General features: G+C 30.0%; 22 protein-coding genes and 1 tRNA gene. 5 read left to right on the top strand and 18 right to left on the bottom strand.

The window, feature by feature from the left end; translation table 11 throughout:
* Positions 1 to 53: 53 nt before the first annotated feature.
* From rpsI to BWR22_RS14075, 10 genes are all read right to left on the bottom strand, one after another.
* Positions 54 to 440: a 30S ribosomal protein S9 gene (gene rpsI / locus BWR22_RS14120; protein WP_076734291.1), complete on the bottom strand. Its 387-nt coding sequence runs from the start codon at positions 438 to 440 to the stop codon at positions 54 to 56.
* Positions 440 to 895, bottom strand: coding sequence for a 50S ribosomal protein L13 (rplM, locus tag BWR22_RS14115; RefSeq protein WP_076734290.1), 456 nt, complete (start codon positions 893 to 895; stop codon positions 440 to 442). The genes rpsI and rplM overlap by 1 nt, the downstream gene beginning before the upstream one ends.
* Before the next feature lie 256 nt (positions 896 to 1,151).
* On the bottom strand, positions 1,152 to 2,120 hold the full coding sequence (locus BWR22_RS14110; protein WP_076734289.1) for a glycosyltransferase family protein: 969 nt from the start codon (positions 2,118 to 2,120) through the stop codon (positions 1,152 to 1,154).
* A gap of 4 nt (positions 2,121 to 2,124) precedes the next feature.
* Positions 2,125 to 3,063, bottom strand: a complete 939-nt coding sequence (locus BWR22_RS14105) for an acyltransferase family protein (RefSeq protein WP_076734288.1) — start codon at positions 3,061 to 3,063, stop codon at positions 2,125 to 2,127.
* A gap of 1 nt (position 3,064) precedes the next feature.
* On the bottom strand, positions 3,065 to 3,862 hold the full coding sequence (locus BWR22_RS14100) for a glycosyltransferase family 2 protein (RefSeq protein ID WP_076734287.1): 798 nt from the start codon (positions 3,860 to 3,862) through the stop codon (positions 3,065 to 3,067).
* On the bottom strand, positions 3,859 to 4,821 hold the full coding sequence (locus tag BWR22_RS14095) for a hypothetical protein (protein WP_076734286.1): 963 nt from the start codon (positions 4,819 to 4,821) through the stop codon (positions 3,859 to 3,861). The genes BWR22_RS14100 and BWR22_RS14095 overlap by 4 nt, the downstream gene beginning before the upstream one ends.
* Positions 4,822 to 4,823: 2 nt before the next feature.
* Positions 4,824 to 5,717: a glycosyltransferase family 2 protein gene (locus BWR22_RS14090; protein ID WP_076734285.1), complete on the bottom strand. Its 894-nt coding sequence runs from the start codon at positions 5,715 to 5,717 to the stop codon at positions 4,824 to 4,826.
* Positions 5,718 to 6,746 (bottom strand): glycosyltransferase family 2 protein, encoded by a 1,029-nt coding sequence (locus tag BWR22_RS14085; protein WP_076734284.1) that lies wholly within the window; start codon positions 6,744 to 6,746, stop codon positions 5,718 to 5,720.
* Positions 6,747 to 6,753: 7 nt separating this feature from the next.
* Positions 6,754 to 7,827 (bottom strand): alginate O-acetyltransferase AlgX-related protein, encoded by a 1,074-nt coding sequence (locus BWR22_RS14080; RefSeq protein WP_076734283.1) that lies wholly within the window; start codon positions 7,825 to 7,827, stop codon positions 6,754 to 6,756.
* Positions 7,828 to 7,830: 3 nt separating this feature from the next.
* The gene (locus BWR22_RS14075) at positions 7,831 to 9,246 is read right to left on the bottom strand and encodes an MBOAT family O-acyltransferase (protein WP_076734282.1); all 1,416 of its coding nucleotides are present in this window, start codon (positions 9,244 to 9,246) and stop codon (positions 7,831 to 7,833) included.
* An 89-nt stretch (positions 9,247 to 9,335) separates the two neighbouring features.
* Here BWR22_RS14075 and BWR22_RS14070 point away from each other — a divergent pair, with 89 nt between their 5' ends.
* Both BWR22_RS14070 and BWR22_RS14065 read left to right on the top strand, forming a co-directional pair.
* Complete coding sequence (locus tag BWR22_RS14070) at positions 9,336 to 11,291, top strand: YgiQ family radical SAM protein (RefSeq protein ID WP_076734281.1); 1,956 nt, start codon at positions 9,336 to 9,338, stop codon at positions 11,289 to 11,291.
* Between the two features lie 60 nt (positions 11,292 to 11,351).
* On the top strand, positions 11,352 to 12,158 hold the full coding sequence (locus BWR22_RS14065; protein WP_076734280.1) for a hypothetical protein: 807 nt from the start codon (positions 11,352 to 11,354) through the stop codon (positions 12,156 to 12,158).
* A 2-nt stretch (positions 12,159 to 12,160) separates the two neighbouring features.
* Here the strand turns inward: BWR22_RS14065 and BWR22_RS14380 are convergent, their stop codons facing one another.
* From BWR22_RS14380 to polA, 4 genes are all read right to left on the bottom strand, one after another.
* Complete coding sequence (locus tag BWR22_RS14380; RefSeq protein WP_156875602.1) at positions 12,161 to 12,313, bottom strand: hypothetical protein; 153 nt, start codon at positions 12,311 to 12,313, stop codon at positions 12,161 to 12,163.
* Between the two features lie 120 nt (positions 12,314 to 12,433).
* The gene (locus tag BWR22_RS14060) at positions 12,434 to 14,752 is read right to left on the bottom strand and encodes a DUF2357 domain-containing protein (protein ID WP_076734279.1); all 2,319 of its coding nucleotides are present in this window, start codon (positions 14,750 to 14,752) and stop codon (positions 12,434 to 12,436) included.
* Between the two features lie 3 nt (positions 14,753 to 14,755).
* Entirely contained in the window at positions 14,756 to 16,636 is a 1,881-nt protein-coding gene (locus BWR22_RS14055) for an MrcB family domain-containing protein (RefSeq protein WP_076734278.1), read from the bottom strand.
* Between the two features lie 112 nt (positions 16,637 to 16,748).
* Positions 16,749 to 19,595 carry a DNA polymerase I gene (polA, locus tag BWR22_RS14050; RefSeq protein ID WP_076734277.1) on the bottom strand — a complete coding sequence of 949 codons (2,847 nt, stop codon included), beginning with the start codon at positions 19,593 to 19,595 and terminating at the stop codon, positions 16,749 to 16,751.
* A 248-nt stretch (positions 19,596 to 19,843) separates the two neighbouring features.
* On the opposite strand from polA, the gene BWR22_RS14045 reads away from it, so the two are divergent.
* The gene (locus BWR22_RS14045) at positions 19,844 to 20,422 is read left to right on the top strand and encodes a PhnA domain-containing protein (RefSeq protein WP_076734276.1); all 579 of its coding nucleotides are present in this window, start codon (positions 19,844 to 19,846) and stop codon (positions 20,420 to 20,422) included.
* A gap of 52 nt (positions 20,423 to 20,474) precedes the next feature.
* Here the strand turns inward: BWR22_RS14045 and BWR22_RS14040 are convergent, their stop codons facing one another.
* From BWR22_RS14040 to BWR22_RS14025, 4 genes are all read right to left on the bottom strand, one after another.
* Positions 20,475 to 21,575, bottom strand: coding sequence for a DUF4407 domain-containing protein (locus BWR22_RS14040; protein WP_076734275.1), 1,101 nt, complete (start codon positions 21,573 to 21,575; stop codon positions 20,475 to 20,477).
* 139 nt (positions 21,576 to 21,714) lie between these two features.
* The gene (locus BWR22_RS14035; RefSeq protein WP_076734274.1) at positions 21,715 to 24,141 is read right to left on the bottom strand and encodes a M56 family metallopeptidase; all 2,427 of its coding nucleotides are present in this window, start codon (positions 24,139 to 24,141) and stop codon (positions 21,715 to 21,717) included.
* Between the two features lie 2 nt (positions 24,142 to 24,143).
* Positions 24,144 to 24,509, bottom strand: coding sequence for a BlaI/MecI/CopY family transcriptional regulator (locus BWR22_RS14030; RefSeq protein WP_076734273.1), 366 nt, complete (start codon positions 24,507 to 24,509; stop codon positions 24,144 to 24,146).
* Positions 24,510 to 24,749: 240 nt separating this feature from the next.
* Entirely contained in the window at positions 24,750 to 26,138 is a 1,389-nt protein-coding gene (locus BWR22_RS14025) for a dipeptidase (protein ID WP_076734272.1), read from the bottom strand.
* A 102-nt stretch (positions 26,139 to 26,240) separates the two neighbouring features.
* Here BWR22_RS14025 and BWR22_RS14020 point away from each other — a divergent pair.
* Together BWR22_RS14020 and BWR22_RS14015 are read left to right on the top strand one after the other, a co-directional pair.
* Positions 26,241 to 26,322, top strand: a tRNA-Leu gene (locus tag BWR22_RS14020).
* A 249-nt stretch (positions 26,323 to 26,571) separates the two neighbouring features.
* The gene (locus tag BWR22_RS14015; RefSeq protein WP_076734271.1) at positions 26,572 to 26,778 is read left to right on the top strand and encodes a hypothetical protein; all 207 of its coding nucleotides are present in this window, start codon (positions 26,572 to 26,574) and stop codon (positions 26,776 to 26,778) included.
* Positions 26,779 to 26,800: the final 22 nt, after the last annotated feature.

Below are 26,800 nucleotides of genomic sequence, written 5' to 3'. Positions count from 1 at the left end.
TTTTGTTTTGTCTCAACAGTATTGATAATATACAATACTGTTGAAGGATAATATTAACGTTTCGAGAATTGGAATTTTTTACGCGCTTTCTTCTGTCCGAATTTTTTACGCTCTACCATTCTTGGGTCTCTAGTTAATAAACCTTCTGGTTTAAGAATACCTCTGTTTTCGTCGTTTAACTCACACATTGCGCGAGAAATTGCTAAACGGATAGCTTCTGCTTGACCAGTAATACCACCTCCAAATACATTTACAGAAATATCAAAGTTACCTTCGTTGTTAGTTAATGCTAACGGTTGGTTTACTTTGTACTGTAACGTTGCTGTATCGAAGTAGTCTTTTAAATCTTTTTTGTTAATCGTGATGTTTCCTTTACCTTCTTTAAGGTAAACACGAGCAACAGCCGTTTTACGACGACCAATTTTGTGTAATACTTCCATTACTTGAATTCGTTTAAGTTAATTGTTTTAGGTTTTTGAGCTTCGTGAGCATGCTCTGTTCCTGTAACAACAGTTAAGTTTCTAAAAAGAGCTGCTCCTAATTTGTTTTTAGGTAACATTCCTTTTACAGATTTCTCTACTAATCTTGCTGGATCTTTTCCAAACAATTCAGTAGCAGTTAAACTTCTTTGACCACCTGGGTAACCTGTGTGACGGATATAAGATTTATCTGTCCACTTGTTTCCTGTTAAGTTGATTTTTTCTGCATTGATAACAATTACGTTATCTCCACAATCAACATGTGGTGTGAAGCTTGGCTTGTGCTTTCCTCTTAATAATCTTGCGATTTGAGTGCACATACGCCCTAAGGTTTGACCATCAGCATCAACTAAAACCCACTGCTTATCTGCAGTTGCTTTGTTTGCCGAAACGGTTTTGTAGCTTAATGTATCCACGTTATTAATTAAATTTTTGACCCGATTTTATACGAGTCGATTAAACATTCCTCTCTCAAAAAGAGTTTGCAAATTTACGACAATCTTCTTGATTACCAAATAGTATAGGGTATTTTATTTAATAACTTTGTTGATATGTTTTCGCGATTTGTTAATTTCCTTGCTATTTTTTAAAAATCAGCCATTTAATAACCACGAATTCTTGTTAATAAGCTACTTAAAAACTAAAATAAGTGTGTTTTTAATATAAAAATTATTAATTAGCTTGTTTATTCCTTTCTCTAAATTGCTTAAACTTAAAACGTAGTTGCTTAATTTTATTTACTTTGGTGTTATTGGCAACTTCTAAATAAGTATCTAATTGGTGTTCGATGTTTAGGTTTTTTAATGCAAAGTCCCTAAAAAATTGTCCGTCTTTGTAGTCGTATTTTTTTATTTCGTTTACTAAATCGTTTACAGAGAACTTATATTTGTAATATCTACCCGAGCAATTGTTTTTTATGCTGTTGTTTAAAATTTCTTTATTTAAATAACCATCGGCAAAAGAATCTGCATAGGATCGATTATCGTAAATTAAAACTGGTCTTCCGCATGCCATGGCTTCGTAAATAGATCTGCCTAAACCAATAACCAAGTCGTGATTATTAATGGTATTTTCTATATCCCAAATAGGATTTATGTTTTTGTCTAAATATTCGAAATCTAAATTTAATGCATTACAAGCTTGCTGTATTGCTGTGTTGGCTTCTTTAGATTGGCACAAGCTAAGTACAGATTTTAGTTTGGGTTGTGGTGCTTTTGTTGTTTTAAATCTTTTGCAGTCTATACCGTTTAAAATAAGTGTAGAGTTGTAGCCTTTATTGCTTAGGTGTGTTTGTACTTCTTGAGAAATACTTATATAGCCATCGGCATATTTATGTGGTTGCTCTAAAGGAGGAAAAATACCATGACACGTTTGAATAAATTTGCTTTTTATGCTCTTTTTTAAATAGCTAATGGTTGTATTATGGTTGGCAAAAACAATATCGTATTCTTTTTTAGATAGAAAAGGTACTTTTAGTTCATTTTCAATTTTAGTAGAAACTAATCCTTTTTCAAAAGTAAAATATTCTACATTATGTCCTTTCTTTTTTAAACCATCAATTAAAGCGTATGTAAATGTTTCTGAGCCTCCAACGTTTACCAAGTGGTTGTTTGTAACAAGTATGTTTAATGTTTTATTCATTATGTTATAGCAAGTATTTAATTTTCTTGTTTAATTGTATTAAAATGTAAGATAATGCAATAGTTGCTAATACGGTGATAATACTAATTGTTGTATTAGTAAATTGATAATGCATTACAATATATATCCACGGAATTGTATGACTAAAGTAAATTGCGCTTGAGTAAAGCGATATGGTTTTAGTATTAAATTTTGTATTTATTTTAGTTTGTAGTATTAGTATAAATAAACTTGGACACACTATTATTTGAGTGAATAATATATCGAAACCTTTATTTGTAGTTAGTTTATAATTAATATAGCTTTCAATAAATAATAGTATAAAACCTATTATGGTAATTACAGTGGTTTTTTTTGTTAGCTTTTCTTGGTTTCTTCTTATTAAAAGACCTGTAGCCATAAAAGGAAGGCCGAAAAAAATAAAATTTCTTACTACATATGGTTTTTTAATAATATTGTTTAAAAATTCTATATCTACGTTTATATAAACTTTTATGTATTGAATAAAAACACCCAAAAGAAAGAGTGTTAATATTATTGCTGTTAATCGCTTGTTAGATGCTTTTTTTAAAAAGTATAACACCAATCCGGAACATAGTAGTGCTGCTAAATACCATAAGTGATGCCAGCCAAAAGTAAAAAGCTCAAAAAATGTAATGGTGTCTTGTTTGTGCCAGTATTTAAAATAGATAGCCATCCATATTAAATAAAGTATAAGAACTCTTTTTAACCATTTAATGTAGTGTTGCTTAGTGTTAATATTAAAAAAATAGTAACCATTAATCATTAAAAAAATAGGTACAGTTATTCTAAAAAGACCGTTTTTTAATAAATACCATATTAATTTATTTATATCTATAAAAAAATCGGTGTGTGCAGCTACAACCATTATAGCTAAGATAAATTTTGAAATATCTATTAGGTTGTTTCTTTTTGCAATCATTTTAATCTTGTTTTATTATGCCGTTATCTATAAAACAGATTTTGTTTTGTATAATATTTGTTAAAATCTTATCGCCTATTGTAGTGTCTCCTTTTGCTGCTTCTTTATGGTATAAATGGTATTGTAAAGCTACTTGTTTTAATCTTTTTCCGTAAACACCATTATTAACCAGTCTTTGTATAAACTCGTAATCTTCGTATCCCCAACCAACAAATGCTTCGTTATAACCATTAATTGCCATTGCATCTTTTTTCCAATAGGATATGTTGCAGCCTCTTATTTTTTTCGAATTTTTATTTTCTCTTTTTGTAAAGTACTTATAAAAAGGAAGCCTTAGTAATCGATTTCTTTTTTTTAATCCTTTTGTAAAATAGTGTATGGTTTGATTGCCTTGATTTAGTATGCTTTGTGTTTTGCTTTTACTTAAGGAAATTCTACTTCCAAATAAAAATGTGTTTGCCTGCCTGCTATTAATATGGTCTTTTATAAAGTGTTTATGTAATATAATATCTCCATCTATTTGAATAATATAGTCTGCAGAAACAGCTAAAATGGCTTTGTTTAGAATAATACTTTTTCTAAAACCTAAATCTTCATGCCATATATGTTTTATTGGAATTTTAGATTGTTGTTTAAAAGAGGCTATAACTTCTTTTGTACTCTCTAAAGAGCCATCGTCTGCAATAACAATTTCGTGAGGTAATTTACTTTGTTTAAAAACACTTTCTAAAACTAAATTTAGCGCTTTAGGCCAATTGTAGGTTGAAATAAGTAACGCTATTTTAATTTCGTTTTTCATTTATCTAAATTAAAAACTTGTTTAGTCCAGTTAGAAATATGGTATTTTTCTAAAATCTTTTTGTCTAACGGTTTATAATCGGTTTTTAAAAAAGAATCTGGAATAGAAATGTGTTTTATGTTTTTTACTACTAAAATATTTTCAGGATCATAAAAATCGTACTTAACAATATCTTTATTAAGGGTAATTAGTTTTTTTTGAAATGCTAAAGACTCGAATACTCTAAACGATAAACCTTGTTGTTTAGGACGCTGTAAATCTAAAACTACTTTACATTTTTTTAAATAGTCTAGCATTTGTGATATTGAGTATGGCTTTTTTATTATTACAATACCTTTGCTTTTAAGTTCTTCGGCTGGTTTTAAACTAAAAACAATAATTTTAAAAGAGATATTGTGTGTATTAAAGTAGTCTGCAAAAAAAGAGGTGCTTTTTTTTCTTTTGTCTATAGAACTTATATTAAATGCTTGATATTCTATTGGGTGGTTTTCTTTAGTATCTAAACAGGTATAAATAAAATTATTAATTTTAGTAAAACCATGTTTTTTACAATCTTTATTTTCAAAAGAAAATACTTTATCAAAAAGATTTATATTCTTTTTAATTTTAGGGTATCTGGAGATACTGTCGTTTATAAAGGTTATAAGCTCGTTAGTTTTACTTTTTAATTGAAGTAAAGTTTCTAGGTTAAGAAAATCTGACTTAATAACTAGAATTTTATCTTGTTTTGGTAGCGACTCTATGCGGTCATTTATTTGTTTTTTTAAATGAATCTCTTTTAAGTTCTTTTTTGTTAGATTCTTTAAAAAGAAATTAAATATTCTATGAAAAACAGTAGGATATTTATAGGTAAAATCGTTAAAGTTTATTGAAGTTGTTTCAATACCTTTAGCAATAAGATTTTTTTCTATATAGCTGTTAAATCCCCAATTATCTAAACTAATAATTGTAATTTTCATGGTTATTTAATTTTATTGTATAGCTTTAATATATAGAATATTAATGCCAAAGATTTTTTCTTCTTAATTATAAATAGTTCTTCTTTATGTTTTAAAAAGAGAGCTATCTTTTTAAAATTATTTTTTGCGGTTGGTTTTTTATAAAGAAGTTCCAAATTTAAGAGTATTTTTTTAGCATAGTGATGTTCTGGACATTTTTTATAAAATTCTAAAACTCTGGCTTGTCTCTTATATATTTTATTTTCTTTAGACTTTCTGTTTTTATTTAGTACTAAGGTGTTATTATCGTGAATTCTATAGTCTACCAATGCTTCGTTAAAATAAGTAATGCCTCCATTTAATGTTGCATTAAAAGCAATCCACCAGTCATGCGGAATAAGTTTTGGGAATGGAAATATAGTATTGCACAATTGTTTTTTAAAAAGTAGAGCATGACCAGAAACACAATTGTCTAAAGCAAAATGTAATGGATTATTGGAAGAAATCATGTTTTTAGAGCTCGACATTTTTTTATTTAAACTCTTTAAGTTTTTATCTACAAATAACGAATCGCAATAAATTAAATCGTAATCTTTTATATTGTTGTATAGTTTTTCAATTTTATCTAATGCCCAAACATCGTCTTGGTCTGATAGCGCAATGTATTCTCCAGTTGCAAGGGCTATTCCTTTTTCAAAATTTTTAATGTAACCAAGATTGTTTAAATTAGAGTTTACTTTTATTCTAGAGTCTTTTTGAGCATAAGCATTTAAAATAGAAATAGTATTGTCTGTAGATTTATCGTCGCATACTATTAACTCTATAGATTTATAAGTTTGATTTAATATAGAATCTATTTGAGCTTTTAAATAAGCTTCTCCATTAAAAGTGCATAATATAATTGAAATTAAAGGCATTTAGACTTTGTATATGTGACGTAAAGATTTGGTTTTAAATTTAAATAGCTTGTATTTAAGGCGATTATAGTTTTTTGTGTTTTTATTTATTATAAAGTCTTTTATAGATTGTTTAGTGTAAAAGTCTTTTGCTTTTTTGTAATCTAATCTTTTAAAAGATTTTAATGTGGTCCAATCTCTTATTTGTTCAATATCTTTTAAAGGTGTGTTTTCTTTAAAAAGTTTAAACGTAGGATTGTGTATTAAATCGTAACACAATAATAAACGCTCAAAATATTTTACATAAATAAGTTTATCAAAAGCATCTTTATTAACAGTAGTAGTCATAGACTCTGAAGATAAATGTACTCTAAATTTAACTAGACTATCTTTTATAAAAACGAAGCTGTTTTTCGATATAATATTTAAAACAAAAACGTAATCTATTATCTGTTTATATTTTAAAGGAAAATCGCTTTCATTTATTATAGATTTATTAAATAAATAGCATGGTGGTTCTCCTATACAATTGTTAAATAATTTTTTCCCAATAATTTTTGGTGCTTGTTCCGGAGTTATTAGGGTATTGTGAGGAAATATAGAGTCTGTTTTTTCTATTTTAGTATAAAAACTTTGTAGCTTTTGGTTTATATTTTCATCAAAGAAATATTCTCTGTTACAAAACACAAAATTCACGTTGTGTTTTAAAGCAGCATTCATCATTATTTCAACACAATTATTTTCGAAAATATCATCTTGAAATAAAAATTTAATCCAGTTAGAGGATGCTTTTTCTATAACATTTATCCAATTTTTTACTAACCCTAAGTTTTCTGGATTTTTAAAAACTTTTATGTTGGGATGTTTTTTTGCGTAAGCTTCGCAAATGGCAATAGTATTATCGCTAGACTTATCATCACAAATTATAATCTCTATGTTTTTATAAGTTTGATTTAAGGCACTATTTAAAGATTCTTCAATGTAATTAGCTCCATTGTAAGTTGGTATACAAATGGAAACTAATGGGAGTTCTTTATTAGTATTTATCATTCTTTTGCTATGTTTTATTCGATAATAATATATCTAAATCTCTTTCTAAAACCTCTATAATTACAATATCGGGTTTTTCGTTAAGAATTACGTCTTTATTGAAATTATGGTCCCAAAACAATACTGTTTCTTCAAAATTTTCAATGAAAAAGGGATTGCAATATCCAAAAAACGAATCTCTATATGCTAAAAGTTTAAGGTTTCCTTTGCTGTTTTTAAAGCGTAATTCAAAATTAGAAGGTTCTTTATTATAGCCTTCCGGTATTGGGTATTTTTTTTCTTTAATTACTTCAGCAAAAGTAGTGTCTAATTTTAAGTGTAAATACTCTTCTTTATTGTCAATTTGAGTAATTTTTGCTAAATCTCCATGAAGCGTATTAGTTGTAAATTTCTCAAGTTTATTAAAATCGAAATGTTTAAATTTTTGATTTGGAAAATCTTTTTCAAACCTTTTTATAGCTGTAGAATAACCATAAAATCCTCCGTAATCATTCCAATGCGTATCGGTTTTATGATACAATCTTTTGTCTGGATGGTTTTTAAAATCTTCGCCTAAATTAATAAATGGAACACCTATAGCTTGACATAAAGAGTCTATTTGTTCCATTTTAGTATTTCTATCTCTTTTTCTAATAGGTATTAAACTATCGTAAACTGTTAACTTGTTAGGAGGAACAGTTAGGTAAAATTTAATATTGTTTTTCTCTAACCAAGAGTTTCTCTCTATTAAAATATTTTTAAGCTGGTTTATTTCTTCTTTAGAAAATACAATTAAGCCTTTAGATTCTGATAAAGCATCACTAAAAAAATCGCCAATTACAAACCATCCGTTTTTAAGTTTTACTGCACGTTCTGGAATGAGTTGTGTGCCAAATAATGTTTCTTTTATATTTCTATTTAAACTTAATAATTGGTCTTTTGGTATGTAGTTGTTTTTAAAACTTAATTTAACTTTTTTGCCTGGATTTATAATTTTTTGAACACCTAAATTTATTATAGATAATACCATTGGACTAAAAATTAGAACAAAAATTAATGTTCTAAAATCGAATGAAATTTTTATTTTTCTTTTAGTAAACATAATTTAAAATCTAAAATAAATAAATGGATTATAAGACCCAGAAGAGATATAACTTAAGCTTATAATAAAAATAGCAACTAAAAAGCTATGCTTAATAAATAAGGTGTTTTTGTTTAAAGGTAGCTTTTTAAAATAGTTGTAAACTGGTAACGAAAATATTAAAGCTAATATTAACGAAAATCCTATTTCTCTATTTAAAACAAAATAGTTTAAAAATTCTACTCTACTAAAATCTCCAGAAGAATAAACAAATAGTTTTTTAAAATATATGCCAATATCTTTCATGTTGTTTCCTCTAAATAATACCCATCCTAAGGTTACAACCATTAACGTATAAAAATGCTGAATTGGAGCCCATGATTTTTTTAATAAATCGCTTAAAAATAGACGTTCTAGTAATAAAAATACACCATGAAAAAGTCCCCAAATAACAAAGTTCCATGCGGCTCCATGCCAAAGACCAGTAACAAAAAATACAATAATTAAATTTAAATAAGTTCTGCCTTCTCCTTTTCTATTACCTCCTAAAGGAATATATAAATAATCTCTAAACCATGAGGATAGAGAGATGTGCCATCTTTTCCAAAATTCTTGAATAGACTTAGATATAAATGGGTAATTAAAGTTTTCTAATATTCTAAAACCAAAAATTCTTCCTAAACCAATAGCCATATCAGAATAGCCAGAAAAATCATAGTAAATTTGAAAACCGTAAGTTATTATTCCAAGCCAAGCATAAGGTGTAGAAAGGTCTAATACATTACTACCGTCGAAAATAGAGTCTGCTAATTTTCCACATTGATTTGCAATAATTATTTTTTTAGACAAACCAATTATAAACCGTTCAAAACCAATAGTAATATCGTTTTTTGTAATGGTTCTTTTAACTAAATATTGTTCAATATCTTGATATCTAACTATAGGTCCAGCAACTAGTTGCGGAAAAAAAGTAACATAGGTTGCAAAATTTATAAACTTTCTACTTGCTTTAACTTTGCCATAATACACATCAATACTATAAGACATAGTTTGAAAAACATAAAAACTAATACCCATAGGAAGGATAACTTTTGGAATAGAGTTGGTAAAACTAGAGTCAAAACCAAAAGAGTTTAATGTTGCGGTTAAATTTTCAATTCCAAAATTAAAGTATTTAAAAAAGAATAATGTACCAAGATTACTAAATAAAGATAAGTATAAACCTAATTTTTTCTTTCCACTTTCTATTAAATGCCCACATTTATAATCAATAACTGTAGAAGCAATCATTATTAGCACAAGTGCTTTTTCTCCAGCGGTGTAAAATATTAAACTAGCAACTAAAAGTACTGCATTTCTGTACTTGTTTTTCGAATAAAAATAAATTAAAAATACTAATGGTAAAAAAAGAAATAAAAATGTAGATGTGCTAAAATGCATTTTAAAATTAAAATTAAGCCTACAAATATATGCTAAAGCTTTATTAATAAGAGTAAAAGCAATGTTTTTTTATCTATTTTTGCAGCAATATGCAAGAATTAAAACTTTCAAGTTGGTTACCTACCACAAATAAAGAGGTGAAAATCCGCGGATGGCAAGAGCTAGACGTGATTCTTTTTAGTGGAGATGCTTATGTAGATCATCCAACATTTGGGCCTGCAGTAATTGGTCGTTTGTTAGAAAGTATGGGTTTACGTGTTGCAATTGTGCCACAACCTAATGTTAATGATAACTTGCAGGATTTTGTAAAACTAGGCAAGCCAAAATTGTTTTTTGGTGTTACTGGTGGTTGTATGGATCCTATGATTAGCAACTATAATGCTAATAAAAAGAAACGAGATAAAGATGCTTATACACCAAATGGTGATATTGGTTTTAGACCAGATTATGCATCGTCTGTATATTCTAAAATTTTAAAAGAAAAATGGCCAGATACTCCAGTTTTAATTGGTGGTATTGAAGGTTCTTTGCGTCGTGTTACACATTACGATTATTGGAGCGATAAATTAATGCCAACAATTTTAGAAACCTCTAAAGCAGATATGTTGGTTTACGGAATGGGAGAACAACCATTGCGTGAAATAGTACGTTTATTAGAAAAAGGCGTACCATTTAACAGTATAAATACGGTTTTACAAACAGCTGTACTTTTAGATAAAAATGAGAGTATTCCTAAAAATAGCAATTGGATAGATGTTGAAATTGCTTCGCATGAATTGTGTTTGAAGGATAAGAAGAAATATGCATCTAACTTTAAAATTATAGAGCAGGAGTCTAACAAATTAGCTGCAAGGCGTATTTTTCAAAAAGTAGGCGATAAGACGTTGATGATAAATCCGCCGTATCCAACCATGACAGAGGCAGAAATTGATGCGTCTTTCGATTTACCTTACACGCGATTACCACACCCAAAATATAATAAGCGCGGACCAATTCCAGCTTATGAGATGATTAAAACGTCTATAAATATTCACAGAGGATGTTTTGGTGGTTGTAGTTTTTGTACAATTTCGGCACATCAAGGAAAATTTATTGCATCGCGTAGTCAAGAATCGATTTTGAAAGAAGTTGATAAAGTTGCTAATATGCCAGATTTTAAAGGCTATTTAAGTGACATTGGTGGACCAAGTGCTAATATGTACCAAATGAAAGGTAAAGTACAATCTATTTGCGACAAATGTGTAGCACCAAGTTGTATTTCGCCTGTAATATGTAGTAATTTAGATACGTCTCACAAACCATTAACAGATTTATATAAAGCTGTAGATAAACATCCAAAGGTTAAAAAATCGTTTATAGGTTCAGGTATAAGGCATGATATGTTAGTGCCAGAATTTAATAAAAATGCAGACCCTAAAGAATTAGACGATTATACAGAAGAGGTTATGACGAAGCATGTTTCTGGTCGACTTAAAGTAGCGCCAGAACATACTAGTGATCCTGTTTTAAAATTAATGCGTAAACCATCGTTTACATACTTCCATAAGTTTAAAGAACGTTTTGATAAAATTAATATTAAAAAGAATTTAAAGCTTCAGTTAATACCATATTTTATATCAAATCATCCAGCTTGCGAAGTTGAAGATATGGCAAATCTTGCAGCCGAAACTAAGGATATGGGTTTTCAGCTTGAGCAAGTACAAGGCTTTACACCAACACCAATGACGGTTGCTACCGTTATTTATTATTCTGGTTACCATCCATACACGCTTAAAAAAGTAAATACGCCTAAAACAAGAAAAGAAAAAGATGAGCAACACCGTTTTTTCTTTTGGTATAAAGACGAAAATAAAGCGTGGATAAAAAAGACGTTGAATAAAGTTGGCCGTCAAGACTTATTAAAAGTTTTACTCCCGGAGAAAACCGAAAAATGGCGAAAAAATAAACCTAAAGGTGAAGCTAAAAACACCTTTAACGATGCGGTACCATTTAACCAACGAAAAAATAAGGTTAAATATAAAGGAAAGAAAAAGAAACGTCGTTAATATTAAATATAATTTTTATACTTCATATTTTGGTAGTTATATTTTAATTATATTACTACTATGAAAAAAAGCCTTCAAATACTTAATGCTATTACATTTATTTGTGTAATAGTCATGAATTTTTTAGCCAGTACAGGTTTGTTAAATAATAGAACTATTGGTGAAGTATCTGCACAATACAATACCTTATTTACACCAGCAGGTTATGCCTTTTCTATTTGGGGAATTATTTATCTACTAATATTTGGTTTTATTTTCTATCAAAGTCGTAGCCTTTTTGTAAGCGTTCGCGACGATGGTTTTGTGCTTACCACAGGTTGGTGGTTTATATTATCGTGTGTAGCAAACTGCTTATGGATTGTGACTTGGATTTATAATTATACACTACTTTCAAGCCTATTTATATTTCTACTATTATTCTCATTAATAAAAATAGTATTAAACAATAAAATGGAATTGTTTGATGCGCCAATTACAGTAATAGCTTTTGTGTGGTGGCCATTTGTATTTTACAGTGGTTGGGTTACAGTAGCTAGTATTGCAAATGTTTCTGCTGTGTTAGTTAAATACAATTGGGATGGTTTTGGTATTTCACCAACTGTTTGGGCTGTATTAATGCTAGTTATAGCAACACTAATAAATCTTATTGTAACTTGGAAACGTAACATGCGCGAATTTGCTCTTGTTGGTGCTTGGGCGTTAATTGCTATTTATGTAGCAAATAATACAGTAAATAGTGTAGTGGCTTATACCGGAATTAGTGCGGCAGTAATACTAATAATTAGCAGTTCTGTTCATGCTTTTAAAAACCGAAAAACAAATCCTGCTATAAAATGTATGGAGTTTTTTGAGGGTAAAAAAAGCTGAATCTATTTATTTAATCTTTTGTTTTTAGATTGCTCTTCGTTACTTGTTGCAAGAGCATAAGCTAAAACACCAACTTCTATAAGTAAAATGGCAATTTTGGCTTTTTTACTTTTTGTTAATGCACTTGTTAATCCTAATAGTTTTGTAATTATCATAGTATGTGTATTTATACATACAAATTAATAATTTACTGTTTTATGGTTTAGCTTGAATGGAAAATGTTTTGACTTGATTGGTTAAATAATAAATTGAAGTTCTTTTTAAAATTGTAACAACTAAATTTTATAATTTAAAAGTTCTGTTAAAGTTGTTGTAAAAGGTTTTGCAGAAGCATTTCCTATATTGTAATTTTTTAATTTTCTGAAATCCCATTTATTATTTCCAAATTCAGTTAAATCTATTTTTTCTAATTCGATAATTAAATAACTCTTTTCGTAATCAGATGGTTTATTTGCTTTTGGATATCCCTTTTTTTCTAAATTTAATCTTGTATATACTTTTGGTCCTTTACTAACAATTTTCCATAAGTCTCCAGATGATTTATCTTTATGAGTATGGAGAAGTAAATATTTAGCTGAAACAGTTTCTTTATTTAAAATTAATGAACCATTACCAGAACCCATTCTGAAATTATATAATCCTTTTTTGGTAATCCATTCATATTGAGTTTTATTATTGTAAAAACCAACAATAACATTAGTATCGTCCGGAATTATTTTATGGTTATTTTCCTTATCTAAATACTCAGGAATTGGTTCTAAAATTTTGTTAGGTTTATCGTTACTATATATTTTATAACTTTTATGGGCTATATTTTCACGTTGTGAAGCTGAATTTAGAAAATGATTTAAAACTTCTTTTATAAAGCTTTCTAAATAAATGGTTTCATTCTCATTTTCTGAAGGCTTTATAGGAAAAGCACCTAAACCAGGTAATACTTCATGAAAACCTCGAATTGGCTTATTCGTTTCTCCAGGATATAAAACGTAAGCGCCACTTGTTCTTCTAATAGCATCTTTATATGCATGCATTTTTAATAAATCTGCGTTTTTATAAATACCTTTTAGGTTGTCTTTTTTCTCTATAGATAAGGCTTCTTCATTTTTATCATCTCCTAATATTTGATTAATGTTAGCAACCTTATATTTAGCATCAAAATGAATATGAACAATTTGGTCTTTGGCTTCAGCTTCAGCTTCTTTTAGTTTTGTTGGCCAAATAGATAATGTGTAATCGGGTCTTAAAGTTGTAGTCCAACTTCCTGTTTTCGAAATGTCTTCTGTTCCGCCTGCAAAACTTCTGTTGTAATTAAATCGAATATTTAAATGTCTATTAGCTTTCGTATACGTCCCTTTTAAAGCAGTTACTTTTCCTTGTTTAAGCTGTAAGCTCAAGTTGTCTTTTGATGGAACAATTAACTTTTCTAATTCTTTTGGTTCAATATTAAAAACATGTTTTAAAACATCAAGTAATTTAAAAAACAACCAATATTCATATAACGTCGCAATATCTTTTTTTCCGCCACTATAGACTTCGTCTCCTCCATTCCAAATAAGTTGAGCAGCTAAATCGTATTTTAGCCAAACTTTTAAAAGCTCACGATAACCTTCTTTTTTCTGTAATGTTGGACTATTTAATTTTAAAGTAGTTGGTCGCGAAACAGACTTAAATAAATCGTGTTGTAAATGAGTTTCTAATTTTTCGGAAACAGTATCAGCTTCTTCTTTTAATCTTTTACCTGCGTTTTGATGATTTGAAATGTCCATGCAGAATTTTAAAAACGTTTCTAAAGCATGTTTAATAAATCTGTTTTCTGAAGTGTCGACACTTTCAAATTTTCTGTATGACTCTATTTTTGTGGCAACAGATTGTAGTCCTTTTTGATGTAAAGGATGCGTTGAGGTTAGCTTTAGTCTATTATCTGAATTTATTAATCGTTTAATTTCGCTATTTCTAAAGCGTTTAATTTTTCTAACATCTGTTAGCTCAGATTCTTCTGTCCAAGTTGTTGTTGGGCTTGTTACAATACGTTGAATAGCGTCTTCAAACTCCTCTGAGTTTATTATAGAACTAATAAAAGCAAAACGTTGGTATAAGGTTTTGTTTTTGGTTTCTGGATCTATCTCAAATGTATGACTTACTGGTGAATTTGCTTGAATTATTAAATCTGTACATTTCGATGTAATATCATTAAGCATATACTGATAATCCTGTCTATACGATGTTTTTTTAGACTGAACTTCTAATTGTAAATCCCATTTTTTATTAGGATTTTCAGTATTTAAAATTTGAAAGGTTAACGTGCCGACAAATATGTTTGGCGCAATTATTCCAATATATTCTTTTCGCTTTCTATTTTTTACAATATTACTTTGGTCGCTACAAAAAAGACGATAATTTTTAGCTTGGGTTTCATTTTTATGCGAAAATTCAAAATCATAGAAACAGCCTTCTTTAATTTGGTATTTAGGCTCGTTAGTATAAAAATTGGTTGTGTCTACTTCTATATCGCCTTTTTTTTGTGCATCGATACATAAGTATAAACCATCTTCTATGTAAGATAAATCTATTTCTATGAATTGTTTTTTCTCCATTTGTTAAGCTTCAGCATAACTTGCGAAACCGTTATCTACTGCGCCTTTGTACATTCTAGTAATTTTTTCTAGAGATAACGGATATAAAACACTTGTGTTTGTTTTATAATCTATATTTTCTTTGTTGTTTAAAAAGGCTTTTAAAACATCCGTATCTTTAACAACACAAAAAGAAGCTAAAGTTTCCAGAATAGGACAGAGTTTGCGTCTAGAACCATGGAGTTTTGGTAATAGTTTTTGCATGATTGTAATATCTATTTTATCATTTTCAAGCATATCAGTATCTAAAGTAGTTAACTGATTATACAGTCTGTGTATTTCTGTGGCTGTACGATAGCCAAATTCGGCTCCTGTTTTTTTCAATTCCTCAAAAAACAAGATTAGTTTTGTATTTAATTCTTTGGTGTCAACAGTATTAAAATCTTTATTAGATGCAATCTGTATAAAGTTTTCTCCCATTCCAGCGCCTTTGCCGTTTAGGTTTGTAAAATCAATTTCGGTTGGTGTGTCTAAAAATTTAGAGATGTCATCTGTGTTTACTCTAAACTCAATAACATTTGCTCTGTCTAAAACTTTTGGGCTAAACATATACGTCGTTTCATCTATGTTTACCGTACCAATTATAAATAAGTTTTTTGGCCAATTTAAATGAGACGTTACAATGCCTTTTGCTTCAGTGTCGCTATGCAGTTTTAAAAGGTCTTTAGATTCCATAATACTTAAAAAATCTGCAAAATAACGCTCTACATGACTTAAGTTCATTTCGTCTAAAATTAAAAAATAAGGTTTAGTTTTATTTTTCTCTTTATTGGCTTCAATTAATAGTTTTAAAGCACCATTTTCTGGTAAAATATATTCTTCGTTATCTAGCGCATTTACGTAGCCTAAAAGTGGCTCTCTATTAGTCCAATCTGCACCAACAGGTACAATACAAAATTGGTTTTCATCTTCTGCAATCCATTGCGCAAAAGCTTGCGCTAGTTTAGTTTTCCCAGAACCTGATAAACCACTTAATATAGCAAAAGGTTTTGTAGCTAATGAGGCAATGTATCTTGTGATTAGTTCTGTTTTGTAATTTAGGCCAGATATTTTACAAGATTGTTGAAAGCTATTTATATTAAATTTCATAGCTGATATGTTTTTCACTTGTTTTGTTTTGCTTACTACAACCTGAGAATACTTTTCAATTATTTTATCTAAATCTTCATTTAGTTTTTTCTTAGAAGGTAATTGATTTACATCATATTTTTTAAATACATATGAATCACCATACCTGTCTGGTTTTTCAAATCCATTTTCTTTAAAATACTGATATATAGTAACAGGATTATTAATACTCCATTCTTTTGAAGGTGTATTAGTTTCGCTTTTACCATATGCAAGAATTAAAATGTTTATATTTTTGTAATATAAATAAACTGGATAAATCCCATCACTCGTTGTAAAAGGTTCTTTTAGGAATGAAATCCATGGTATTTTAGCAGAGTTTCCTTGACCAAAACTTACTTTTATTTTAGTGCCTCTGTAGGTTTTTTGAAAATGTTTAGTTTTTAGATTATTAGTTTTAGCTTGTTTCAAAAACTCATGTACTAATTCAAAATTTTCAGATTTATCCATATTTTCAGTTTTATTAACTATTTCAACACCAAGTCTTTCATAAGCTTTAAAACAAGGTGTGTTTTCTCCTCCAGAAAAGTAATTACTTATGGCTTTTCCAGTAGCATAAAAATTTGCAATTGCCATTATTGGTTTAGGAGGATATAATTTTCCGTTAATTTTCACATCATAATACTTTGATGTGCTAAAGCCTTCAGGAGTACCTTTAGTGTTATAGTCTTTTATTGCTGATTTTAAATTTTCAAGTGTTACTTTATCGAATAACATATTTTCTAAATTAATAATTCTGATTATTTATAAATTCATCAAATTAATATTTGATTCAATATAAAAAGTTTTAGAATTTATTTTAATCAAATAAGTTATATAAAAGATATTTTTAATGCGCCTCCAGCCAATTCAAACCGGTATCAACCTCAACATCTAATGGCACCTCCATTTTAAAGGCGTTTTCCATTTCGGTTTTAATTAAAGTTGTCATCTCTTCGAGTTCTGGTTTGTAAACATCAAACACCAATTCATCATGCACTTGCAGTAGCATTTTGGTTTTATAATTACCAGCTTCTAGTTTGTTATAAATGTTAATCATGGCAATTTTAATAATATCGGCAGCACTACCTTGTATAGGAGCATTAACCGCATTACGTTCTGCTGCACCGCGAACAACTGCATTTCGGCTATTAATATCTTTTAGGTAACGACGTCTGTCTAAAATAGTTTTTACATAACCGTTATCACGCGCAAAATCTACTTGCTCGCTCATGTATTTTTTAAGCTTTGGGTAGGTTTCATAATAGGTATCAATCAATTCTTTGGCTTCACCACGCGATAAATCGGTTTGGTTACTTAAGCCAAAAGCAGATACACCATACACAATACCAAAGTTTACGGTTTTGGCGTTGCTACGTTGTGCTCTCGTCACTTCTTCAATTGGTACGCCAAAGACTTTAGAGGCTGTAGATGCGTGAATATCTTCACCATTTTTAAAGGCTTCAATCATGGTTTCCTCTTTACTTAAAGCAGCAATAATACGTAGTTCTATTTGGCTATAATCGGCAGCTAATAGTGTGTAATCTTCATTTCGAGGAATAAATGCTTTACGCACTTGGCGGCCACGTTCTGTACGAATAGGAATATTTTGCAGGTTAGGATTGTTACTACTTAAACGTCCTGTGGCAGCAACGGTTTGCATATAATCTGTATGTACGCGTCCTGTGGCTTCTTCTACTTGAAGTGGTAAGGCATCTACATACGTGCTTTTTAGTTTTGCTAAACCACGATATTCTAAAATATCACGGATAATTTCGTGCTCTTTGGCTAATACAGACAGGATATCTTCGCCTGTTTTGTATTGTCCAGTTTTGGTTTTTTTAGGCTTATCGACTAGCTTTAGTTTTTCGAATAAAATAATACCTAATTGTTTTGGTGAAGCAATGTTAAATTCCTCACCGGCAACCTCGTAAATTTTACTTTCTAAGGCTTTTATTTCGTTATCTAAATCGCCAGATAAACTATTTAAAAAGTCTTTATCTAGGTTAATACCTTCTAATTCCATTGCTGCTAAAACGCGTAATAATGGGACTTCGATATCATCAAATAATTTTTGTGTATTGGCTTCGCCTAATTCTTTTTCAAAATGCTCCTTTAATTGTAATGTAATATCGGCATCTTCAACGGCATATTCAGTCTGTTTGTCTAACGGAACATCACGCATTGATAGTTGATTCTTGCCTTTTTTACCAATAAGTTCTGTAATAGAAATTGGCGTATAATTTAAATAGGTTTCTGCCAGTACATCCATATTGTGGCGCATATCTGGATTTATTAAATAATGCGCTAACATGGTATCAAACAATGGACCTTTGACTTGTACATTATATTTTGCTAAAACCTTGATGTCGTATTTTAAATTTTGTCCAATCTTCTGAATGCTTTCATCTTCAAAAAAACATCGTAATTCTTCGATAATAGCTTGTGCTTCTTGTTTTTCTTCTGGAAATGGTAAGTAGAATCCTTTTCCTGTTTCCCAAGAAAAAGCAATACCAACTAACTCTGCTGTTAACGGATTTAAACCTGTAGTTTCTGTATCAAAACACACACTGGTTTGATTTATTAAATTTTTAATGAATAGTTTAGTTGCCATTCCTGGTGCTACGCTTTGGTAAAAATGTGAGGTGTTTGAAAGCGTTTTTCGCTCAAAAGCGTTTTCTGAAGTTGTTTCAGTAGTATTTGGATCGCCTCCAAATAAATTAAATTGACCTGCGCCAGCATTAGATGTTGGTGTTGTACTTGTAACAGATTTTTCTGCTGTATTTGAATTTGTATTTGCAGTTGCAGGCGCATCTTCAGCAAACGTTTTTATAAAATTATCTGTAAGACGCCTAAACTCTAATTCTTGAAAAATTTCTTTTACCTTTTCTATATCTGGTGCATCTAGTTCAAAATCTTTAGCATGAAATTCTACAGGTACATCTAGCATGATTGTAGCTAGTTTTTTAGAAAGTAAACCAAGCTCTTGGTTGGCTTCAATTTTTTCTTTCATTTTACCTTTAAGCTCATGTGTATTTGCAAATAAGTTTTCCATACTACCGTAAGCGGCCAAAAACTTTTTTGCGGTTTTATCGCCAACACCTGGTAAACCTGGAATATTATCGCTGGCATCACCCATCATGCCTAGATAGTCGATAACTTGTAAAGGATCTGTTACTTCGAATTTTTTCTGAACTTCTGGGATTCCCCAAGTTTCATAACCACCACCAAAAACGGGTCTGTACATAAAAATGTTTTCGCTTACTAATTGCGCAAAATCTTTATCTGGCGTTACCATAAAGGTTTGGTAGCCTTCTTTTTCGGCTTGTTTTGCTAAAGTTCCAATAACATCGTCTGCTTCAAAACCTTCTTTAACCATGATAGGAATATGCATGGCTTCTAAAATTTGGCAAATGTATGGAATGGCTGTTTTTATACCTTCGGGCGTTTCGTCTCTATTGGCTTTGTATTCTTCAAACATTTCTACACGATCTGTGCTACCGCCTTTGTCGAAACAAACTGCTAAAAGGTTTGGTCTTTCGCGTTTAATAACGTCTAAAAGTGAGTTCATAAAACCCATAATAGCTGAGGTGTCTTGACCTTTGCTGTTAATTCTTGGGTTTTTTATAAAGGCGTAATAGCCACGAAATATTAAGGCGTATGCGTCTACTAAAAAAACGCGTTTATTGTCTGACATTTGTCTTGTTTTATTTTAATGAGCTTCGAAAAAAAGCATTGTTTTTGTTTAAGTATAAACCTAAACAAAAAATAATATTATAAGTTTTTTTGAAGAGTATAAAATTACAAAAAGTTAAGCTAACTGAGTTTTGATTTATAATTTTAAACCATAAAATATTTATAAATAAAAGCAGATGCATTTTCGTAATTCTATTAACCAATAATTTTGTGAAGATATTCCTTACTTTTGCCACACAAATAACAATTATGAGTTTAGAAAGAGAATTAAACAAACGTGCCGATGGACAGTGCGAATTGTGTAAAAACGAAGAGCATTTACAATTATATACATTAGAGCCTAAAAAAGATCAAAGTATTAAAGATACTTTAACGGCATGTAAAACTTGTGTTGAACAAATAGAAAATCCGGAAATTACAGATGCTAACCATTGGCGTTGCCTTAACGATAGTATGTGGAGTGAACACCAAGCGGTACAAGTTGCTGCGTGGAGAATGTTATCGCGTTTAAGAAAAGAAGGTTGGCCGCAAGACTTGCTAGATATGATGTATCTAGAAGAAGATGTACTTGAGTTTGCAAAATCTACAGGAGAAGGAGAGGATGAAGACGATAAATTAATACATAGAGATGTAAATGGTGTTGTTTTAGAGAATGGAGACTCTGTTGTTTTAATTAAAGATTTAAAAGTGAAAGGTTCTAGTATGGTTGCAAAACAAGGAACTGCAGTAAGAAACATTCGTTTAGATAGGGAAAATGAAACTTATATTGAAGGTAAAGTAGGTGCAACACAAATTGTGATAATTACTGAATACGTAAAGAAAATATAACAAATTATATATAAGTAAAAAGGCTTACCAAATTAAAGGTAAGCCTTTTTTGTTACAACAGTTTTTTCTGTCCATTGTAAAAAGCATCTGCTTGTAATTGCATAAGTTCTCTTGCTTTTTTACGCTTATACTCATACAATTCCTCTTCCTCTGTAATGTCTTTATAGACTTTGTTGTTTATTTCAAAATCTGCCTTTATTGCTAATTTACGTTCTTGAACTTTTTGTTCTACTATAGATTTAATAGCAGTTTCTTGGTCTTCTAACTTAAAATCGTATTCACCTTTTTGAGCTAATAATTTAGCGAATATTGGAGACGTTTCTATAGCTAAGAATAATAAGAAAATAAAAAATGACGGTAGCCATGGTAATGTATTTAAGGCTGTAACACGAGCCATTAAACCATCAAAACCATCAATAATTGGTTGTGTGGTTTCTATTTGCGTATTATAATCTGTTTCAAGTTTAGCTATTGCAGTTTCTATAGCTGTTATTTTTTTATTATTTGTTTCCTTTAATTGTTGTAATTGGGTAAGCGCAGCATCATGTTTTTCTCGTTTTTCTTTATAAACAGGACCTTTGCCTAAAAGGTTTGTTCCGGCAGTGCCTTCAGCTTCATTTATATAAATATCATAAAGTGCATTTACTTGGGCTTCTTTTGTGTCAATTTCAGTTTGTAATGCTAAAATGTCTTGTTTTAAAGCTTCGGTTTTTGGATTAAATTGAAGTGCTATTTGATCTTGATTAGCAAGTGTTAAATCGTTTTTTTGTTCTAGTAAAACTTGATTAATTTCTTTTTCAAAAATCTTTAATTCTAATGGCTTAGAGATTACAATAGCAATAATTACTGCTAAAAGCAGTCTTGGAGAAGCTTGTATAATTTCGTCCATAATATTGTCTCTTTTTTTTATTGTTGAGACAATAAAACGGTCGAGATTAAAAATTAATAAGCCCCAAATAAGCCCAAAACCTATAGCAGCATATAAGTTATCGAATACTGTATAAAGTGCATAACTAGAGGCTATAAAAGCCATTAATGCTGTAAAAAATACTGTAGCGCCAATACCAGCATATTTATTTTGTTCGCCTATAGCACTATTTTTTAGAATATCTGTGTCTGCTCCAGAGCAAATAATGAAGAATTGTTTTAACATGATTGAGTGATTTGTTTTTTGATTTGATTGATGATTAGATTATTAGAACGTTAAAAGTTGTGTTTTGTTACAAAATTTAACAATAAAAAAAACCTCTTAAAGAAGAGGCTTTTTTTATAAAATGGTTATTTCTATTTTTTTAATTTTCTGTTTTAACCAATTTTCCATTTACTGTTTTTATGCCTTTTTTAGACAGGTGTACAGTAGATTTTCCATTATTGTTATGCATTGAGACATTTAACTTTGGGTTGGCTTCTATAAGCTCTATAGCTTTAGCTTCGGTTATTTTTTCGCCTTCATAAAAGAATTCACCACCATTGGCTTCCATGCCTTGAAATTGTTGAGATAATGGTCGTGATTGTCTAGCTTCTCTTGCAGCTAATAATTGTTGTCTTCTTGCAATAGTTTTTTGCCTTATAGCCTCACTTTTTTCACGCATAGCATTTTTTCTTTCTTCGGTTAATGCTCTTCTTTTTGCAATTGCTTTATCTCTGTTTTTTTGGCTATCGCTTATTCTTTTGCCATTTACTATTGTTATTGGTTTAGTAGATAGATGCACTGTAGATTCACCATTTTTTGTTTGGGTTGATATATTAATTTTATTATTGTTTTCAACAAGTTCTAAAGCTTGTTCTTTTGTAACTGCGTCTCCATTATAGAAAAAACTAGCTTCTTTTGAATCCATATTTTTAATATGTTCTTTTGGAGAAATTGGTTTTGGAGGTTCTGGAATATTGAATTTATCATCGTCTTTCCATGTTTTTTTAAACTCAGCAACAATTTTTCCTTTTTGGTAAACCTTAGTTATTTTTTGTCCAGGTATTACTTTGCTACCATCGACTTGAGATTTAGACAATACTTTACCATTACTATCTACTATATAGCCATTGCGATTATAATATTTAACATCTCCATTAATATCTACTTTAAATAAAGTTGTTCCATTAACATTTATAAAAGCAGTATTTCTTTCAAGTTCCCTACCAATTGGTGGCGCTGGTGGTGCTGGTGGCGGTAATGTTGAAGGTTCACCTTTTTTTACTTTTGGTGGTGCTGGTGGAGCAGGTGGAGGAGGAAAGTTTGGAAAAGGTTCTGCATTCTTTTTTTGAGCATCACTCATTAAATTATATAATTCTGTAATACGATTAAAGTCTTTTAATTTAACTATGGTATTTACTTTTAATTTAGCGTTATAATATTTAGCTAACTTGTTGTATTCTGCAACTTGTTCTGGAGTTGCTTCTTTTTGAGATTTTTTTGCAGAATAATTTGCATTATTATTAGAAACATTATCTAATGCAAATGGCGTGTTATTTTTTGAGCGTATAATCTCTTGGTTGTAAGCTACAATACGATGGTAACCATAATCTTGAACGGCATTAAAAATAAACCAAACTTCTTTATCTGAAATATCTTTTGGACTATTTATGTGAATGTTTATAACCTTATCTCTTATTTCTTTTGTAATGTCTTGGTGTAATTGATTAATTACATTTTTAAAAGTATTTTTGGTCGCTTTAATACCGTCAATTTCATAATTGCCTTGGCTTAATACTTTTACTGTAATACTTCTGGCAGTATAATTAATTTTATAATCGCCTAGTTTTTGAAGCTCTTCCTTTACATCTGTAAGTGGGTTATTTTGTTGATCTTTTTTTTCTTCAGGAAAAACCATAGCAGGAACAACTTCTTTTTCTACCTGTTCTCTTCCGCTAAAGCTAAACAGCAATCCAGCTAAAACAGGAAATAATAATAAACTTCTAAGCCATACAGCTTTTTTTGAGGTTTGTGTTTTCATAATTGTAAATCGTTTTTTGATTAATGAATAATTGATGGCGTGTGCCAATGGAATTTCGTTTGCAGTGGATGTGAATTGAAGCAATGTTTCTTGGTAAGTTGATGAGTCTATACCTTGCTTTAAAACGGCTTCGTCTGCTAGAAATTCGTGATTAAGTTTTATGTCTTTTTTTAAAAAATAGAGTAGAGGATTAAACCAAAATACAACTTGTAGTAACTCTATAAATAAAATGTCTAAAGTATGTTTTTGTTTAGCGTGTGTTTGTTCGTGTAATAATACTTCCTGCGGAATTGCTTTTGCTTCAAACTTTGTTTTGTTTAAAAAAATGTAGCTAAAAAAGGTGTGTGGTACTATAAAATCGTGTAATAAAACTGAAATATAATTATCAGATTTTTGTTTTTCGTTTTTATTTATTTTTGAAATAATACCAATTAAATTTATACAGAATTTTGCTAAAAATAACAATGTGCCCAAACCGTAAATACTCCATAATATAATTGGTAAATAGTTAGTTGATTCTATTGGTAAATGTTCTTGTTCTACTACTAAATTAATTGGTGCGGAATGGTCTACTTCAAAATAAGGAACATTAAATTGTGGTTCTACATATTCTATAAAGGTTATAAAAGGTATTACTGTAGAGATAATTACAGCGCCTAATAAATAGAAGCGTTTAAAGGTGTGAATGGTTAAACGTTCTAAAAAAAGTTTATAGAATGCTAATAAAATTGCCAAACAAGCTGCCGATTTTAAAATTAGTATTTCCATGGTTACTTATTTTTAATTTCTGTATCGATTATTGCGCGTAATTCTTGTAATTCTTCTTTAGATAAATTGGTTTCTTTTGTAAAAAAGGAAGCAAATTGAGAGCTACTATCATTAAAAAAGTTTTTAATAAGTCCGTTTACATGTTTAGAGAAATAATCTTTTTTCTTTACTAATGGATAATATTCTCTTGATTTACCATATAAATTATAGGCTATAAAACCTTTATCTGTCATGCGTTTTAAAAGTGTAGCTACTGTTGTGTTTGCTGGCTTAGGTTCTGGATAGGCTTCAAGTAAGTCTTTCATAAAAGCTTTTTCAAGTTTCCAGAGGTAATTCATTAAATCTTCTTCGGTTTTTGTAAGCTGCATGTTCTACATTTTTAGATTGTTCTCTACAAACGTAGAACAAATATTTTAATTCTACAAATGTAGAGTAAAATTTATTTTGTAAAGTGTTGATTTTGTGCGTTAAGGATGGAGGCTTTGTTGGAGCTCCTCGCAGAGAGCGACTGCCGAGAGCCTGACCAAGACGAGTTTTTTTACTCGTTTTGGTAACGCCATAAAAAAAATCCGCTCTAAATTGTTTAAAGCGGATTTTGTTGTTTTTTTTTATTTAGATAATTCTACAAAATGTTTGTAAAAGCCTGGTATTGTTTCTATACCTTTTAGGTAGTTCCATACGCCAAAATGTTCGTTTGGTGAGTGTATGGCGTCACTGTCTAAGCCAAAGCCCATAAGTATGGTTTTACTTTTTAGTTCTTGCTCAAAAAGAGAAACAATAGGAATGCTTCCGCCACTGCGTTGTGGTATTGGCGTTTTTCCAAAGGTATCTTGGTAGGCTTTACTAGCGGCTTGGTAACCAATACTGTCTATTGGTGTTACGTAGCCTTGTCCGCCATGATGTGGATTTACTTTTACTTTTACTCCTTTTGGCGCAATACTTTCAAAGTGTTTTTTAAATAAATTGGTTATGTTTTCCCAATCTTGATTTGGTACTAAACGCATAGATATTTTGGCGTATGCTTTACTTGCTATTACTGTTTTTGCGCCTTCACCGGTGTAACCGCCCCAAATACCATTTACATCTAACGTTGGTCTAATACTGTTACGCTCGTTTGTTGTGTAACCTTCTTCTCCATAAACAGCGTCGATATCTAAAGCTTTTTTGTAATTTTCTAATGAAAATGGTGCTTTTGCCATTTGTTCGCGCTCGTCTTTAGAGAGTTCTTCTACATTATCGTAAAAACCAGGAATTGTGATATGGTTGTTTTCGTCGTGCAATGAAGCAATCATTTTGGTTAAAACATTAATTGGGTTTGCAACTGCACCACCGTATAATCCAGAATGTAAATCGCGATTTGGTCCTGTAACTTCTACTTCGACATAGCTTAAACCACGAAGTCCTGTTGTTATTGATGGTGTATCTTTAGCAATCATGCCTGTGTCGCTAATTAATATAACGTCGTTACTTAGTTTTTGCTGGTTTTCTTTTACAAATTTTGCAAGATTTACACTACCAACTTCTTCTTCGCCTTCTATCATAAACTTCACATTACAAGGGAGTTGATTTTGCGTGGTCATAAACTCCATGGCTTTTACATGCATGTACATTTGTCCTTTATCGTCACAAGCGCCACGTGCAAAAATGGCACCTTCTGGATGTAATTGAGTTTCTTTTATTACAGGCTCGAAAGGTGGAGAATCCCATAAATTTATAGGGTCTGGTGGTTGTACATCGTAATGGCCGTATACTAATACTGTTGGTAAGTTTTTATCTATTATTTTATGTGCATAAATAATAGGATAGCCATCTGTCTCGCAAATTTCTACTACATCGCATCCAGCATCTTCTAAACTTTTTGCTACAGCGTCTGCAGTTTTTATAGTATCTTTTTTATATGCAGAGTCTGCGCTAATAGATGGAATTTTAAGTAATTCTATTAATTCTGATAGGAATCTGTCTTTGTTATTTTCAATGTAAGATTGAATATTTTGCATAGTATTTTATTGAATTTTAGTAAAAGTACAAAAAGAGACAAACTTTTTATGTAAAAGTTTTGTTTGAATATTGAAACTATTTGTATATTTGCACTCACTTTTGCGGGCGTGGTGGAATTGGTAGACACGCTAGACTTAGGATCTAGTGCCGCGAGGTGTGAGAGTTCGAGTCTCTCCGCCCGTACAAATTATAGAAAGCTTCTCTTAATTAGAGAGGCTTTTTTTTGTGCTTTAATTTAGAGTTATGCTTTTTTAATTTTAGAATAATTATTTGTTTTTTTAACATAAAAGTATTCTATTTTATCAATTTGAAGATGTAGTTGTTTTTGTTGAGTTAAAATAGATTATATATATGATAAGTATGTAGTAGTACAGTTCCTTTTTTCTATTGAAATTTGTAGCAAAGTTATTTAGGATATTTTAAATAAATTTTATGAAAAAGCCAATTGAAAATATTCCTGGTCATCCTACAGTTTGGGAACCTATTTCATTTTTTAATTATGAAGTGGATAAAAATGATAAAAAATGTAATAAAAAGAAAAGGATGAAAATGAAAAAAAATAAATTATCTGCTATTTTTAAAAGAATAAGAAACTTCTTTACTGAAACTGCAACTTTTGCAAATACATTTTATGTGTAGTGTTATGGATCATTAAATGTCT

The organism is Lacinutrix venerupis (assembly GCF_001971745.1).
GTDB classification, from domain to species: Bacteria; Bacteroidota; Bacteroidia; order Flavobacteriales; family Flavobacteriaceae; genus Lacinutrix; species Lacinutrix venerupis.
Note: the sequence above shows the minus strand (reverse complement) of the source record. Positions and strands in the feature narration are given on the sequence as shown.

What these genes read in the sequence shown, in the direction of transcription:
- BWR22_RS14380 (WP_156875602.1), bottom strand. Translation starts at nt 12,313, where the DNA reads ATGATAATTACAAAACTATTAGGATTAACAAGTGCATTAACAAAAAGT.
- rpsI (WP_076734291.1), bottom strand. Translation starts at nt 440, where the DNA reads ATGGAAGTATTACACAAAATTGGTCGTCGTAAAACGGCTGTTGCTCGT.
- BWR22_RS14040 (WP_076734275.1), bottom strand. Translation starts at nt 21,575, where the DNA reads ATGTTAAAACAATTCTTCATTATTTGCTCTGGAGCAGACACAGATATT.
- BWR22_RS14100 (WP_076734287.1), bottom strand. Translation starts at nt 3,862, where the DNA reads ATGAAAAACGAAATTAAAATAGCGTTACTTATTTCAACCTACAATTGG.
- BWR22_RS14110 (WP_076734289.1), bottom strand. Translation starts at nt 2,120, where the DNA reads ATGAATAAAACATTAAACATACTTGTTACAAACAACCACTTGGTAAAC.
- BWR22_RS14095 (WP_076734286.1), bottom strand. Translation starts at nt 4,821, where the DNA reads ATGAAAATTACAATTATTAGTTTAGATAATTGGGGATTTAACAGCTAT.
- BWR22_RS14030 (WP_076734273.1), bottom strand. Translation starts at nt 24,509, where the DNA reads ATGCAGCTTACAAAAACCGAAGAAGATTTAATGAATTACCTCTGGAAA.
- BWR22_RS14055 (WP_076734278.1), bottom strand. Translation starts at nt 16,636, where the DNA reads ATGTTATTCGATAAAGTAACACTTGAAAATTTAAAATCAGCAATAAAA.
- BWR22_RS14025 (WP_076734272.1), bottom strand. Translation starts at nt 26,138, where the DNA reads ATGCAAAATATTCAATCTTACATTGAAAATAACAAAGACAGATTCCTA.
- BWR22_RS14090 (WP_076734285.1), bottom strand. Translation starts at nt 5,717, where the DNA reads ATGCCTTTAATTTCAATTATATTATGCACTTTTAATGGAGAAGCTTAT.
- BWR22_RS14070 (WP_076734281.1), top strand. Translation starts at nt 9,336, where the DNA reads ATGCAAGAATTAAAACTTTCAAGTTGGTTACCTACCACAAATAAAGAG.
- BWR22_RS14105 (WP_076734288.1), bottom strand. Translation starts at nt 3,063, where the DNA reads ATGATTGCAAAAAGAAACAACCTAATAGATATTTCAAAATTTATCTTA.
- BWR22_RS14065 (WP_076734280.1), top strand. Translation starts at nt 11,352, where the DNA reads ATGAAAAAAAGCCTTCAAATACTTAATGCTATTACATTTATTTGTGTA.
- BWR22_RS14045 (WP_076734276.1), top strand. Translation starts at nt 19,844, where the DNA reads ATGAGTTTAGAAAGAGAATTAAACAAACGTGCCGATGGACAGTGCGAA.
- BWR22_RS14035 (WP_076734274.1), bottom strand. Translation starts at nt 24,141, where the DNA reads ATGGAAATACTAATTTTAAAATCGGCAGCTTGTTTGGCAATTTTATTA.
- BWR22_RS14085 (WP_076734284.1), bottom strand. Translation starts at nt 6,746, where the DNA reads ATGATAAATACTAATAAAGAACTCCCATTAGTTTCCATTTGTATACCA.
- BWR22_RS14015 (WP_076734271.1), top strand. Translation starts at nt 26,572, where the DNA reads ATGAAAAAGCCAATTGAAAATATTCCTGGTCATCCTACAGTTTGGGAA.
- polA (WP_076734277.1), bottom strand. Translation starts at nt 19,595, where the DNA reads ATGTCAGACAATAAACGCGTTTTTTTAGTAGACGCATACGCCTTAATA.
- BWR22_RS14075 (WP_076734282.1), bottom strand. Translation starts at nt 9,246, where the DNA reads ATGCATTTTAGCACATCTACATTTTTATTTCTTTTTTTACCATTAGTA.
- BWR22_RS14080 (WP_076734283.1), bottom strand. Translation starts at nt 7,827, where the DNA reads ATGTTTACTAAAAGAAAAATAAAAATTTCATTCGATTTTAGAACATTA.
- BWR22_RS14060 (WP_076734279.1), bottom strand. Translation starts at nt 14,752, where the DNA reads ATGGAGAAAAAACAATTCATAGAAATAGATTTATCTTACATAGAAGAT.